The 14,247-nt window shown below is 67.2% G+C and carries 10 protein-coding genes; 6 read left to right on the top strand and 4 right to left on the bottom strand.

All coding sequences use genetic code 11. From position 1 onward, the window contains the following. Positions 1 to 6: 6 nt before the first annotated feature. Positions 7 to 1,425: a GGDEF domain-containing phosphodiesterase gene (locus H7V21_RS15580; RefSeq protein ID WP_262503919.1), complete on the bottom strand. Its 1,419-nt coding sequence runs from the start codon at positions 1,423 to 1,425 to the stop codon at positions 7 to 9. 442 nt (positions 1,426 to 1,867) lie between these two features. Here H7V21_RS15580 and H7V21_RS15575 point away from each other — a divergent pair, with 442 nt between their 5' ends. From H7V21_RS15575 to H7V21_RS15550, 6 genes are all read left to right on the top strand, one after another. Continuing rightward, positions 1,868 to 3,193, top strand: coding sequence for a UDP-glucose dehydrogenase family protein (locus tag H7V21_RS15575; RefSeq protein WP_188054606.1), 1,326 nt, complete (start codon positions 1,868 to 1,870; stop codon positions 3,191 to 3,193). A gap of 359 nt (positions 3,194 to 3,552) precedes the next feature. Further along, a complete protein-coding gene (locus tag H7V21_RS15570; protein ID WP_188054605.1) occupies positions 3,553 to 4,941 on the top strand; it encodes an exopolysaccharide biosynthesis polyprenyl glycosylphosphotransferase in 1,389 nt (462 codons plus the stop codon). Between the two features lie 77 nt (positions 4,942 to 5,018). Continuing rightward, positions 5,019 to 5,966, top strand: a complete 948-nt coding sequence (gene cysD / locus H7V21_RS15565; protein ID WP_188054604.1) for a sulfate adenylyltransferase subunit CysD — start codon at positions 5,019 to 5,021, stop codon at positions 5,964 to 5,966. Beyond that, the gene (gene cysN / locus H7V21_RS15560) at positions 5,966 to 7,882 is read left to right on the top strand and encodes a sulfate adenylyltransferase subunit CysN (protein WP_188054603.1); all 1,917 of its coding nucleotides are present in this window, start codon (positions 5,966 to 5,968) and stop codon (positions 7,880 to 7,882) included. The genes cysD and cysN overlap by 1 nt, the downstream gene beginning before the upstream one ends. Next, complete coding sequence (locus tag H7V21_RS15555) at positions 7,864 to 8,604, top strand: 3'(2'),5'-bisphosphate nucleotidase CysQ (protein ID WP_262503917.1); 741 nt, start codon at positions 7,864 to 7,866, stop codon at positions 8,602 to 8,604. The genes cysN and H7V21_RS15555 overlap by 19 nt, the downstream gene beginning before the upstream one ends. Before the next feature lie 88 nt (positions 8,605 to 8,692). Continuing rightward, positions 8,693 to 9,835 (top strand): SET domain-containing protein, encoded by a 1,143-nt coding sequence (locus H7V21_RS15550; RefSeq protein WP_188054602.1) that lies wholly within the window; start codon positions 8,693 to 8,695, stop codon positions 9,833 to 9,835. Positions 9,836 to 9,855: 20 nt separating this feature from the next. On the opposite strand, the gene H7V21_RS15545 is transcribed toward H7V21_RS15550, so the two are convergent. From H7V21_RS15545 to H7V21_RS15535, 3 genes are all read right to left on the bottom strand, one after another. After that, positions 9,856 to 11,730, bottom strand: a complete 1,875-nt coding sequence (locus H7V21_RS15545; RefSeq protein ID WP_188054601.1) for a CHASE4 domain-containing protein — start codon at positions 11,728 to 11,730, stop codon at positions 9,856 to 9,858. Beyond that, a complete protein-coding gene (locus tag H7V21_RS15540) occupies positions 11,730 to 13,649 on the bottom strand; it encodes an EAL domain-containing protein (protein ID WP_262503916.1) in 1,920 nt (639 codons plus the stop codon). The genes H7V21_RS15545 and H7V21_RS15540 overlap by 1 nt, the downstream gene beginning before the upstream one ends. Before the next feature lie 130 nt (positions 13,650 to 13,779). After that, positions 13,780 to 14,241 (bottom strand): hypothetical protein, encoded by a 462-nt coding sequence (locus tag H7V21_RS15535; protein ID WP_188054600.1) that lies wholly within the window; start codon positions 14,239 to 14,241, stop codon positions 13,780 to 13,782. Between the last annotated feature and the right edge of the window lie 6 nt (positions 14,242 to 14,247).

The raw sequence follows: 14,247 nt of genomic DNA, 5'->3' as shown, positions 1-14,247 counted from the left end.
AACGACTCACGCCCGCTTCCAGAAGCCCTCGCCGCGAACGAACGACGCGCCGCTCGCGCCGACGGAAAGAAGATGCTCGTCCTCGTCGAGAAAGCGTTGGAAAGCCTCGATCGCGAGCGGGCGGCTGATGAGGAAGCCCTGCACCATGTCGCATCCCATCACGCTCAGCAGCGCGAGCGCCGAGGGAGTCTCCACGCCTTCGGCGGTCACTTCCATCTCAAGCGCATGCGCAAGGTCAATCGTCGATCGGACGATCAGCGGATCGCGATTGCTCGACGTGAGCTGCAATACGAACATCTTGTCGATCTTCAGCTCGGCGGCGGGCAGCTGCTTGAGATACGCAAGCGACGAAAGCCCGGCGCCATAATCGTCGATCGCGAGGCGGACGCCGATCTCCGCAAGCGAGCGGAGATGGCGGATCGCGCTTTCCGGATCGCGGATGACCGAAGTCTCGGTGATCTCGAACCCGATCCGCGCGCCGCTCTCGCGGATGATCGCGCTTGCTTCGCCGACGAAGCGCTCATCGGCGAGCAGCAGCCCGGAGATATTGATGAACACCGGGAAGTCATGGCCCGCAGCCGCGAGCCGCCGCTGATCGGCGATCACCTGGCGCAGCGTCCAGAGGGTCAGCGGACCGATTTCGCCCGCGTCTTCCGCTACCGAGATGAAATCGCCCGGCAGGATCAGCCCGCGCGTCGGATGCTGCCAGCGGATCAGCGCCTCGGCGCTGGCGATCTCCTGCCGCCGGACATGGACCTTGGGCTGGTACTGGAGGAACATCTCGCCTTCGGCGATCGCGCGCGGCAGTTCGCGCATCAGCGTCAAGCGATCGAAGGCGAGATCCGCCCGCGACAGATCCCGCAGCACCACGCGCCCTTCCGCGCGCGCCTGCTCGAGCGCCGCCTCGACCGCTTCGGCGAGCCGCACGTCATCTTCCTCGGCAGCCGGCGCCGCCGCGATGCCGAACACCAGCTGGAGCTGATGCGGTTCGCCATCGACATCGAGCGGCTCCGCGAACGCGGCGCACAGGCGACCGATCTCGTCCGCGGCCACTTCTGGCGCATCGCGCTCGAAGCCGATCTCCAGCAGGGCACGGCCAGCAACTGTAAGGCGCACATCCGGGCAGAGCGCGAGGATCCGATCCGCGACATCGCGGATCAGCACCTCTGCGCGAGCCCGGCCCAGATGGCGGCGCAGGGCACTGAAATTGTCGATCTGGCACAGGCAGAGAATGCGCCAGATCCGCGGTCCGGAGATCCGGCGAGCCCGGTCGGCGGCGCCGGGTGCACGTGGCACGCGCAACGCGACCGGCGCCTCGGCCTGCAGCCGCGGCGGGCGCGCCGCCCTGGCGGCTCGCGCTGCACCGGGCGGTACCTGCGAGGAACCCGGCTTGGCGGGCATGGCGTGATCGCTGCGAGCCGACATTGGACCGGGGCTAACCGACAGCGCTGAAGGAAGCGTTAAGCACGGCGACCGCCGCTCCGGAGATTCCCCTATCCCGCCCCGACGCGATTGTTCGCTGGTTAATTTTCTGCTAACCAAATGCCGCGCGATTGCGCACGATGGGAGATTAAAGATGTTCGCACTCAACTTTCTTTTTCGTGACGGCGTCAGCGGCGATGACATCGTGCCGTTCTAAGTCCTTCACATCCGGCCGGTCCGGTCACGATGCCGCCTGAACGGGCGGCGTGACCGGTCCGGACCGAATGTTCCGAATCGGTCGAGCGAGGCGCCTTGCGGCGCCTTTTTTTATGCGCGCGGCCGGGCCCGGGGCGATACGGAACCTCCGCTCCAGGAACCCGAGCCTTGCCCTGAGGGCTGGCTGCGCTAAGAGCGCGGCTGCATTCTCCAGCCAGGGGTGATTTCAGTGCGTATTGCGATGATCGGCACCGGCTATGTCGGCCTGGTGTCCGGGGCCTGTTTCTCCGACTTCGGGCACGAGGTGGTCTGCGTCGACAAGGACGCGCGCAAGATCGAGCTGCTCGAGAGCGGCGTGATGCCGATCTACGAGCCGGGCCTCGCCGAGCTGGTCGCGTCGAACGTGCGCGCCGGGCGGCTCTCCTTCACCACTGATCTGACCGCGGGAGTGAAGGATGCCGATGCGGTGTTCATCGCCGTCGGCACGCCCAGCCGCCGGGGCGACGGCCATGCCGACCTCTCCTATGTGTTCGCCGCCGCCGAGGAGATCGGGCGCGCGCTGACCAAACCTTCGGTGATCGTCACCAAGTCGACCGTGCCTGTGGGCACCGGCGACGAAGTCGAGCGGATCCTGCGCGACGTCGCTCCGGACAGCGGCGCGAAAGTCGTCTCCAACCCCGAGTTCCTACGCGAAGGCGCGGCGATCGCCGATTTCAAGCGCCCCGACCGCGTAGTGGTGGGCAGCGAGGATGAAGAGGCGACGCGGGTGATGCGCGAGATCTATCGTCCGCTGTCGCTCAACCAGTCGGCACCGATCCTGTTCACCGGGCGGCGCACCGCCGAGCTGATCAAATATGCCGCCAATGCCTTCCTCGCGGTCAAGATCACCTTCATCAACGAGATCGCCGACCTGTGCGAACAAGTGGGCGCCGACGTGCAGGAAGTCGCGCGCGGGATCGGATCGGACAATCGGATCGGACCGAAGTTCCTCCACGCCGGGCCCGGCTACGGCGGGTCGTGCTTCCCCAAGGACACGCTGGCGCTGATGAAGACCGCCGCCGACAACGAGACACCGCTGCGGATCGTGGAGGCGACAGTTCAGGTGAACGAGAGCCGCAAGCGCGCGATGGGCCGCAAGGTGATCAAGGCGATGGGCGGCGATGCGCGCGACAAGACCGTCGCGGTGCTCGGCCTGACCTTCAAACCGAACACCGACGACATGCGCGACGCGCCGAGCCTGTCGATCATCGCCGCGCTGCAGGACGCGGGCGCGAAGGTGCGCGCCTATGATCCCGAAGGCACCGAACAGGCCAAGACGATGCTGACCGGGGTCGAGTTCTGCCCCAATCCCTATGTCGCCGCCGAAGGCGCGGATGCGCTGGTGATCGTCACCGAATGGGACGAATTCCGCGCGCTCGATCTCGCCCGGGTGGCGAAGATCCTCAAGCAGCCGGTGCTGATCGACCTGAGAAACATCTATCCGCGCAGCGAAGCCGAACGCGCCGGCCTGAGGCTCACGAGCGTCGGCAAGCGGAGCTCGGCAGCGGCGCGCTGAACCGGCGGGCGTCGGCGGAGACCTCCGGCCGGCGGCCGTGCGCCGGCCCTGCAAAGAGCCTGCTCGGCGTCCCGATCCGGGACAGCGGACCCGCAGATGGTGCCCGGCATAGTCGTTCGGGGGCGTGAGTCAGCTACCCGTCGGGACCCGAAAAGCGCAACACGCCGCATCGCTGGCTCGTTCTGCCGCGTCGCCAAGTCATCGCAGCTGCATCTGCACTATTGCACTGGACCGCCACAAGAAACTGGTGTCTTTGTGCCACACTGTCCGCGCTTCACGACCTTGTTGCTGCGTTGCGGTATCGACTTCGCAGATAGGTTTCGGCAGTGTCCCGCAGACGAATCGACAGGGGTAAGGTCGTGAACCTAGAGATCGGCCGTTTTGATGCGTCTTCGGTGGGCCCCAGCGCGGCACGGGCGCGGTGGCAGCCGAGCCGGACGCAGCTGCGCGCTCGTCTCGTCGCAGGTCTGATCCTTCTCGACCTGTTGTGCATCTTCGGCGGATTCATGACTGCCGGGCTGCTGTACGGGCCCGCAAAGGAGGGCAATCACTGGCTGGAGATCGCCGCGATCATCCTGCCCCTCTACCTCGTGACGGCGATCAACGGCCATGCCTATGCCGCTGGCGTGATCCAGGAGCCGTTCCGCGGCGTGTCGCGCGCGCTTCAGGCCCTGGTGGTGGCGGCCGGCGCGGTCATCCTCATCGCCTTCTACCTCAAGGCCAGCGACAGCTTCTCGCGCGCGACGATCGCGATCGGCTTCATGGCCAGCGTGGTCCTGCTCGGAATCGCGCGCGACATGTTCCTTCGCAAGGCGCGCAAGATCGTCGGCGGAAATCCGTTCAGCATCGTGGTGATCGGCGATGCCGGGGCGGTGGCGAACGGATCGATCGTCCTGGCCGAGTCCAATTTCGATCCCGACGATCATTGTCCGATGATGTATGACCGGCTCGCGACCTCGCTGAAGGACGCCGATCGCGTCGTCGTCGCCTGCTCGGCGGAACGCCGCATGAGTTGGGCCAGGGCGCTCAAGGGCGCCAACATCCAGAGCGAGATCATCGTCCCCGAGCTGCTGTCGCTGGCGCCGCTGGGCCTCGGCGAATGGAACGGCACGCCAACGCTGGTCGTCGCCGACGGGCCGCTCGGCAAAGTGGATTCCTTCATCAAGCGCGCCTTCGACATCTGCGTCTCCGGCGCGGCGCTACTGGCGCTGCTCGCGCTGTTCGTCGCCGTCGCCGTGGCGATCAAGCTGGAGAGCCGGGGCCCCGTCTTCTTCGTGCAGACGCGGATCGGGCGCGGCAACAAGATGTTCCGGATGCTCAAGTTCCGGAGCATGCGAGTCGAGCAGTGCGATGGCGACGGCAACACCTCCACCATGCGCGACGATGACCGGATTACGCGGGTCGGCCGCTTCATCCGCAAGACGAGCATCGACGAGCTGCCGCAGCTCGTGAACGTTTTGCTCGGCGACATGAGCATCGTCGGCCCGCGTCCGCACGCCATCGGCTCCAAAGCCGAAAACAAGCTGTTCTGGGAAATCGACGAGCGCTATTTCCATCGCCACGCCGCAAAGCCCGGGCTGACGGGCCTGGCCCAGATCCGCGGCTTCCGCGGGGCGACCATGGTTCAGGCCGACCTCACGAACCGGCTCCAGTCCGACCTCGAATATCTCAACCATTGGTCGATCTGGAAGGACATCCGGATCATCCTGCTCACCTTCAAGGTGCTGATCCACAAGAACGCGTTCTGATGTGCGGACCGGCTTCTATCCGGGGCTAAACTTAAACTAGATCGCGAGTGGCCACGCAGCGTCGTACATCGTCGGCAATGCTGCTAGAACCTGCGACGACGGCTTCCCGACCGGGCTCGGACCCCACTCCGCTGACGCACCTCCAGCGGCTGGAGGCCGAGAGCATCCATGTGCTGCGCGAAGTGGTCGCCGAGGCCGAGCGGCCGGTGATGCTTTATTCGGTCGGCAAGGATTCGGCGGTGATGCTGCATCTGGCGCGCAAGGCCTTCCACCCCGCCCCGCCGCCGTTTCCGCTGCTCCACGTCGATACGACGTGGAAATTCCAGGCGATGTACGCGCTGCGCGACCGCGCCGCCGCCGCGGCGGGGATGGAGCTGATCGTCCACCACAATCCCGACGCCATGGCGCGCGGGATCAATCCGTTCGACCATGGCAGCCTGCACACCGATCTTTGGAAGACAGAGGGGCTGAAACAGGCGCTCGACCGGCACGGCTTCGACGCGGCGTTCGGCGGCGCGCGCCGCGACGAGGAGAAGAGCCGCGCCAAGGAGCGGGTGTTCAGCTTTCGCGACCGCAACCATCGCTGGGATCCGAAGAACCAGCGGCCCGAGCTGTGGAACCTCTACAACGCCCGCAAGGCCAAGGGCGAGAGCATCCGCGTATTTCCGCTGTCGAACTGGACCGAGCTCGACATCTGGCAATATATCCGCGCCGAGGCGATCGAGATCGTCCCGCTCTACTTCGCCGCGCCGCGCCCCACCGTCGAACGCGACGGCATGCTGCTGATGGTCGACGACGCACGCTTTCCGCTGGCACCCGGCGAGACGCCGGTCGAGCGCTCGATCCGCTTCCGCACGCTCGGCTGCTATCCGCTCACCGGGGCGGTGGAGAGCGCTGCCGACACGCTCGACGCAGTGATCCAGGAGATGCTGCTCACGACGACCAGCGAGCGCCAGGGCCGCGCGATCGACAAGGACGCGGCGGGCGCCGGCATGGAGAAGAAGAAGCAGGAGGGCTATTTCTGATGTCCTCCGCCTATCGCCCCGACGCGCTGATCGCGCAGGACATTTCGGCCTATCTGGCGCAGCACGAGAACAAGTCGCTGCTGCGCTTCCTCACCTGCGGATCGGTCGACGACGGCAAGTCGACGCTGATCGGCCGGCTGCTCTACGATTCGAAGATGATCTTCGAGGATCAGCTCGCCGCGCTGGAGAGCGACAGCCGCCGCATCGGCACGCAGGGCGGCGAGATCGACTTCGCGCTGCTGGTCGACGGGCTCGCCGCCGAGCGCGAACAGGGCATCACCATCGACGTCGCCTATCGCTTCTTCGCGACCGAGAAGCGCAAGTTCATCGTCGCCGACACGCCGGGCCACGAGCAATATACCCGCAACATGGTGACCGGCGCGTCGACCGCCGACCTGGCCGTGATCCTGATCGACGCGCGCAAGGGCGTGCTCACCCAGACGCGCCGCCACAGCTTCCTCGCCCATCTGCTCGGCATTCGTCACATCGTGCTCGCGGTGAACAAGATGGACCTGATCGGCTATGACCGCGCGGCGTTCGACGCGATCGTCGCCGACTATCGTGCCTTCGCCAGCGAGATCGGAATCGCGGCGTTCACCGCCATTCCGCTGTCGGGGCTGCGCGGCGACAATATCGCCGCGGGATCGGAGGCGATGCCCTGGTATGACGGGCCGACGCTGATCGAGCATCTCGAAAGCGTCGAAGTCGACGTGACCGCCGCGCAAGCGCAGCCGTTCCGCATGCCGGTGCAATGGGTGAACCGGCCCAACCTCGATTTCCGCGGCTTTGCCGGGACGATCGCGAGCGGCACGATCCGGCCGGGGGATCGGGTGCGTATCCTTCCCTCCGGGCGCACCACCAGCATCGCCCGGATCGTGGGCTTCGACGGCGATCTCGACGCGGCCGTCGCCGGCCAGTCGGTAACGCTGACGCTTGCCGACGAAGTCGATTGCTCGCGCGGCGACGTGATCGCCGCCGCCGATGCCCCGCCCGAGGCCGCCGACCAGTTCGAAGCCACGCTCGTCTGGATGGACCCGGCCGAGCTGCTGCCCGGCCGCAGCTATTGGCTGAAGCTCGCCACCCAGACGGTGAGCGCCACGATCCGTCAGCCCGAACATGCGATCGACGTGAATACGCTGGCCAGGCTGCCCGCCAAGACGCTGGGCCTCAACGACATCGGCGTGGCCGAGCTGGCGACCGACCGGCGCATCGTGTTCGAACCCTATGGCGACAGCCCTGCGCTGGGCGGCTTCATCCTGATCGACAAGATGACCAACGCCACGGTGGCGGCGGGCATGCTGCACCATGCGCTGCGCCGTGCGCAGAACGTGCATTGGCAGACGGTCGAGATCACCCGCGAGGCGCATGCCGCGCAGAAGAACCAGTCGCCGCGGCTGTTGTGGTTCACCGGCCTGTCGGGATCGGGCAAGTCGACCATCGCCAATCTGGTCGAGAAGCGGCTGCACGCGCTCGGCAAACACAGTTTCCTGCTCGACGGCGACAATATCCGCCACGGCCTCAACCGCGATCTCGGCTTTTCCGACGCCGACCGCGTGGAGAATATCCGCCGCATCGGCGAAGTCGCCAAGCTGATGACCGATGCCGGGCTGATCGTGCTGACCGCCTTCATCTCGCCCTTCCGCGCCGAGCGCGAGATGGTGCGGCGAATGATGCCGGAAGGCGAGTTTTTCGAGATTTTCGTCGACACGCCGCTCGAAGTGGCCGAAGCGCGCGACGTGAAGGGGCTCTATCGCAAGGCGCGCGCGGGCGAGATCGCCAATTTCACCGGTATCTCGAGCCCCTATGAGCCGCCCGAGCGGCCGGAGATCCACATCGACACGCGCCGCACCACGCCCGAGGAAGCCGCCGAGCGGATCGTCGAGCGGATCATGGGCGTGTGGGCACCCGTGCTGTGAACGACCATGCACTGGCGGCGTCGATCGCCGCCGAGGCGGGCGCGCTGCTGCTGCGCCTCCAGCGCGAGGGCACCGCCGGCAGCGCGCTTGGCGCGGCGGGCGACCGCCAGGCGAACGCGCTGATCCTGAAGCGGCTGCGGGCCGAGCGACCCGACGACGCGATCCTTTCGGAAGAATCGCCCGACGATCTCGCCCGCTGCGACGCTCGGCGCGCGTGGATCGTCGATCCGCTCGACGGGACCCGCGAATTCGCCGACTGCCGCGACGATTGGGCCGTGCACGTCGGCCTGTCAGTCGACGGAGCGGCGGCGGTCGGCGCGGTCGCCCTGCCCGCGCTGGACACGGTGCTGTCGACCGGAACGCCGCTGCCGCTGCCGCCCGGCAATCATCCGCCCCGCCTACTGGTCAGCCGCACCCGCCCCCCCGCCGAAGCGGCGCGCGTGGCGCAGGCGATCGGCGCCGAGCTGGTGCCGATGGGCTCGGCGGGCGCCAAGGCGATGGCGGTGGTGCGCGGGACGGGCGACATCTACCTGCATTCGGGCGGCCAGTTTCAGTGGGACAATTGCGCGCCGGTCGCGGTTGCGCTGGCGGCCGGGCTGCACGCCTCGCGGCTCGACGGATCGCCGCTCGTCTATAACGGCGCCGAGCGCGCGATTCCCGATCTGCTGATCAGCCGCCGCGAATGGGCGGAGCCGGTGCTGGAAGCGCTCTCCCGAAGCTGAGCATTGCTTGCGACTCGCGGATTCAACGCGAGTCGCGGCTGGACCGATTCCACCCGTCATGGTAAACAAGCGCTTCAGGAGGGGGCGCTTGGGCTACGATATCTGGTTCGTTCTGGCGGTCTGCCTCAGCTTTTCCGCCTATGCCGTCTATCTGCTCGGGCTGCGTCGCGAGCTGGTGCGGCCGAACCGCGCCTCGTGGCTGATCTGGAGCGGCGCGACCGCGCTCGAAGCAGTCACCTATGCCGCAGTGAACCCCGGCGCGCCGCAGGGCTGGGTCTTTGCCATGTCCGCCGTCGCCTGCATCGCAGTCACCATCGGCATCTGGCGCCGCTCGTCCTGGGCGCCGCCGACCAATACCGAAACCGCGTGCATCGCCATCTGCGCGAGCGCGCTGCTCGTCTGGGCGGTGTTCCGCGAGGCGCATTGGGCGCATCTGCTGGTGGTCGCCGCGGTGCCGGTGAGCTTCTGGCCGACGTGGCAGAGCGTGTGGCAGGACCGCACGCGCGAACGCTCCCCCGCCTGGGGCCTGTGGACGCTGGGCGATCTGGCGGTGCTGATCGTCGCGGTGCGCGGGCCTTCGTTGGGCGTGGCGGAGCTTGGCTATGTGCTGGTCGAGCTGCTCTGCCATGCGAGCGTCTGGTTCATGATCGGGCTCGCGACGATCAATCCGATCCGCTCGCTGGGCGTGCGGCGCGGCCCGCTGTTCGTGCTCGACGCCTATCGGCCCACCGATAACCTGTTCCGGGTCGAGGAGAATCACCTCGGCAAGGCGGTTTACGCCGCGACGCGCTTCGCTCCGGGCGACACGCTGCTCGAATTCACCGGCCGCCGCTTCCGCGCCGATCAGATCCCCAGCATCATGCACGGGCGCAGCGACCGTTTCGTCCAGGTGACGCCCGACCATTATATGGGCCCGTCCGGCCGGCTCGACGATCTGGTCAACCACAGCTGCGACCCCAACGCCGGTCTGCGCTTCGTCGACGAGGGCGTGTTCCTGGTCGCGGTGCGCGACATCGCGCCCGGCGAGGAAGTGACCTGGGATTATTCGACGACGCTCACCCAGTCGAACTGGCACATGATCTGCCAGTGCCGGGCCGAAACGTGCCGCCGGGTGATCGGAAACTTCGAATCGCTCGATCCGGATCGGCAGGAGTGGTTCCGCGCGCGCAACCTGGTAGCGCCCTATCTGCGCCGGAAGGACAGCGTCACCCGCGAGCGCAAGGCGAGCTGAGGCGCGACGCGCCTCGACGACTAGGCGGCGAGATCCTCGCTGTCCCGCATCTCCCCCGCCGCCTGCAGCGTGAGCACCGCGCGCGCGCCGGTGCCCGGACCGTCGCTGCGCAGCTCGAGCTTGCCCTGCATTGCGCCCAGCGCATTGGCGCACCAGTGCAGCCCCAGCCCGCCCGACTTGTGCTTGCGGGTGGAGAAACCGCGCTGGAACAGCGTCGGCGCCGAGCCGGGCTCGAAGCCGTCGCCATCGTCGCGGATCACGACGCGCACGCTGTCTTCCGCCTCGGTGACGGACACGGAGATGCTGCCGCTCTCGCGCCCGGTCGCCGCGATCGCCTCGGCGGCGTTGGCGAAGAGATTGCCGACCACCTGGCTCAGGATCACGCGGTTCGCGCGCACCCAGTGCGGCGTCGAGGGGAAGCCGAACGCGATCGAGCTGCCGCCCGAATAACGCGCGATCGTCGCATTCTGGGCGATGATGTCCGAAATGTCGCAGGCTTCGAGCTGCGGCCGCTCGTGCGCCGCTTCCTGCTGCTTGCCGATGATCTCGAGGACATGGTGCAGCGCCTCGCGCCCCACCTCGAGCTGGCGGCGGCGCTCCTCGCGCTCGGCCTCCATCGCTTCGGTGGCTGCGGCGAGGAAGGCCGCGAGCTTCTGCCGTCGCGCGGGCGGCAAGTCGTCGCGGATCAGCTCGGCGACCGCCTTGTCGATCAGGCCTCGATCGACCGCCTCGGAGCGGCCGAGCCCCTGGCTCAGGATGGTGCTGATCGGATTGAGGGCGTTGCGGACATTGTGCATGACCGCGACCGCACTTTCCGAACGGCCGAGCTTGAACGACTGCATCTCGAGCTGCTCGCGCAGATCCTTGAGCTGGCGGAGCATCGAATTGAAGCTGGTGACGAGGCTGCCGATCTCGTCGTCGCGCGGCGCCTCCTTCAGCAGCCGCATCGACCCGGATTCGCGTACCAGCCCCATGTGCCGCTCGACCCGGTGCAGCGGCCGGAGCACCAGCCGGGCGATCGCTCGCCGCAGCACGATCAGCACGACGCCCATCAGCAGCACCGTGCCGAGCGTGGCGAAGAGCAGCATCCGCTTGCCGAGCAGCGACAGATCGCGCGGCACCGAATAGGCGGCGGTCGCGACCGGCGTATCGCCGGGGCCGCGGACCGGCACTGCGATTTCGACGCGCGAGACGTGCGGCACCACCGTCAGTTCCCTGACCTGAGTGTCGAGATCGAGCCGCGCCGAGATCTGGAGCAGCCGGCTGAGCTGATCCGAAGTGAGCGTGCGCGCCATCACCACATAGCCGCGCGGATCGCCGGTGCCGTCGCTGCGCCGGATGCGCGCGACGCCGATCGCGGCGATCATGTCGTCCAGCCGCATGTAGAAACTGCCCGAACTGTCGCTCCCGGCAATCGCATCGAGATCGACCGGCGCGAGCTTGTGCAGGAAGCGCGCCTTCATCTCCGGCGAATCCTCCTGCGTCGCGGTATCGATCCAGCGCGCGAGCACGACCGATCCGTCGGGGCGGACATAGGCCATGCCGGGGACCGCCAGATTGGCCATCGCGGTGGTGGAGAAGGAATCCTCCTCGAAGGCGCGGTTCGGGCGCCCCATATAGTCGTAGCTGTCGGTCCAGTCGCCATAGTCGCGCACCGCCGTCTCCAGCTTTGCGCCAAAATCCGCCAGCGCGGCGCGAGTGCGCTCGACATGCGCGGAAACGGCGCTGTTTTCGAGCTGGTTGAAGCTCGGCGTGATGATCGCGGCGAGCAGCAGCGTGATCGCCGCCGAGCCGAGCAGACCGACCGCCGTGAGGATCAGGACGAGCTTCGCGCCGAGCGACACGGGAATACGCCTGCGCAGCCCGTGCGCGGCGCCGGCGAGCAGTGCCCGCATCAGCCGGTGGTCCCGTAACTCGCCTGTAGCTCCGGCTCCGCCTCGCCATCCGCCGCGAAATAGCGCTGCTCGGCGAGCGCCAGCGCCTGATCGGCGTCGACCGGACGCGCGAGGTGATAGCCCTGCAGATGGCTGCATCCGGCCGTCAGCAGCGTCTGGAGCTGCGCTTCGGTCTCGACGCCCTCGGCGACGACTTCGAGCCCCAGCGCGCGGCCCAGATGGATGATCGAATGGACGATCGCGGCGCTTTCGCGCTCGCGGCCCATGCCGTCGATGAAGCTGCGGTCGATCTTCAGACAGTCGAGCGCGAATTTGCGAATGTTGTACAGCGAGGAATAGCCGGTGCCGAAATCGTCGAGCGCGATGCGGAAACCCATCTGGCGCAGGCGATAGAGAGTCTCGGCGGCACGCTCGGCATCGTCGAAGATCGCGGTTTCGGTGATCTCGATCTGGAAGCGCGAGGGCGAGACGCCGCTGCGCTGCACGCGCTCGATCACATGGCCGACGAAATTCTGGCGGCGGAACTGGCGCGGCGAGAAATTGACCGAGACATATTGCCCCGGCCAGTGCTGGAGCGTCTTGAGCGCCTCGTCGATCGCCCAGTCGCCGAGCTCGTGGATCAGGTTCGATTCCTCGGCGATCGGAATGAACATCGCCGGCGAGATCGGGCCATATTCCTCGGTGTTCCACCGCATCAGCGCCTCGAACCCGACGACTTCGAGCCGGTCGCGATGCACGATCGGCTGATAGACCAGCCGGAGTTCGCCATTGGCAATGGCCTGACTCAAGCCGCTTTCGATCTGGCGACGGAAGCGGATCGACTCGTCCATGCTCTCGTCGAACGAGCGTGCGACGCCGCGGCCGGCACGCTTGGATTCGTTGAGCGCGAGATCGGCGCGACGCATGACGTCGATCGGATCGGTGGTCTCGTCGGGATCGACGACCACCAGCCCGATCGAGGCGCCGCCCTGCACCGAGTGGCCGAACACCTTGAAGCTCGTCGATACGGCCTTGATGAGCTTTTCGCAGCACATCGCCGCCTCGTCCTCGCCGATCACCCTCATCAGCACCGCGAATTCGTCGCCACCCAGCCGCGCGACCAGACTCCCCTCGGGCACGGTGCGCTGAAGCAGCTCGCAAACCATGCGGATCAGCTCGTCGCCCGCGAGATGGCCCAGCGTATCGTTGACGAGCTTGAACCGATCGAGGTCCATCATCGCCATCGCGAAGCAATCCCGGCCGCGAACATGCTCGGTAAGCGCGCGGAGAAAAGCGAGCCTGTTCGGCGCATCGGTCAGCGGATCGTGATTGGCCAAGTGAACGGCCCTGGATTCGTTTGCCGCAAGCTCGAGCTTCTGTTCCTCGAGCTCGTCGATCTTGGCGGCGAGCGCCTCGCGCGCCTGCGCGAGTTCGCGGTCCACCTGCCAGCGGTGCGCCAGCGCGCTCGCGGTCTGGAGCACTTCCTCGGCCTGGAACGGCTTGGCGATGTAGAAGATCTTGTCCGCGGGACCCGCCGCGCGGCTGATGTCGAGCGGCGAGAAATCGGAATAGCCGGTAACGATCACCAGATTGATGTCGGGATCGAGCGCACGAATCCGCCTGGCGGTCTCCTTGCCGTCGATACCGGGGGGCATGCGCACGTCGATGAAGGCGACCGCGAACCGCTCGCCGCTCGCGATGCTGGCCTCCACTTCGGCGACCGCATCGAGGCCCTGACTCTGGTGATTGCAGTCGAAGACGATGGAATCGTTCGCCGACGGGGCATCGGGCGCATCACCGGCGCCTTCATCGTCGCCGAACAGCTCGGCCGCCATCGCCGAAAGCGCGGCACTGCTCCCCGCGCCGGCGGCGCCGGATCCGAACACCTGGCGATACGATTGGTGCATCGCCGGTTCGTCGTCCACGATCAGAATGCGCACTGCCGATGATCCCCTGCAACAGCCTTGCCATGGCGTAACCGGGCAGGGTTAAGGCGCAGTAAAAGCTGGCGCCGCAGGAGGGGAGCGTATCCGCGACCGTCGTCCCCGACGCGGGCTCACTTTCGCCGAATTACGCGGGCGGCATCGCCACCGTGCAACCCTCGAGCGCCGGCGCTCGCATCCCCGCCACGATCCGGTCGCACAGCAGCACCACCTCGGCGCCGCGCTCCAGCCCGGCAAGTCTCGAAGCGTCGGTCGGCGAGATCCGGGCCGCGATGCTGAGGAGCGGGTCGGCCGTGCGGAGCAGCACGGTGGTACCCGTGGGCGGCGCGACCAGAGGAGCGATCACGCGATGCGGCCCTGCCGGAAGATCGCGCAGCCCCGGATCCGCCTCATAGGCCGCGATCAGGTCGCCGCCCGTCAGCGTGACCGGTGCGACCGGCTGCCCGACGAGCACGTCATCGTCGTTCGGCAGGCTGGTCCACCACAGGATCGTCGCGATCAGCAGCAGGACGAACAGGGCGAGCAACGTGAGCGCGATCTTCTTGCGGCGGCGGCGTGACGCGGGTGCGTCGTCCAACAGTTCTGCCAATGCTAG

Origin of the sequence: Sphingosinithalassobacter sp. CS137 (assembly GCF_014334115.1) — a bacterium.
In the GTDB taxonomy this organism is placed as follows: Bacteria; Pseudomonadota; Alphaproteobacteria; order Sphingomonadales; family Sphingomonadaceae; genus Sphingomonas.
The sequence above is the reverse complement of the archived record's forward strand: the minus strand, read 5'-3'. Positions and strand labels throughout refer to the sequence as shown.

Coding starts and splice junctions, on each gene's coding strand:
- H7V21_RS15580 (WP_262503919.1), bottom strand. CDS start 1,425: ATGTCGGCTCGCAGCGATCACGCCATGCCCGCCAAGCCGGGTTCCTCG.
- cysD (WP_188054604.1), top strand. CDS start 5,019: ATGCTGCTAGAACCTGCGACGACGGCTTCCCGACCGGGCTCGGACCCC.
- cysN (WP_188054603.1), top strand. CDS start 5,966: ATGTCCTCCGCCTATCGCCCCGACGCGCTGATCGCGCAGGACATTTCG.
- H7V21_RS15545 (WP_188054601.1), bottom strand. CDS start 11,730: ATGCGGGCACTGCTCGCCGGCGCCGCGCACGGGCTGCGCAGGCGTATT.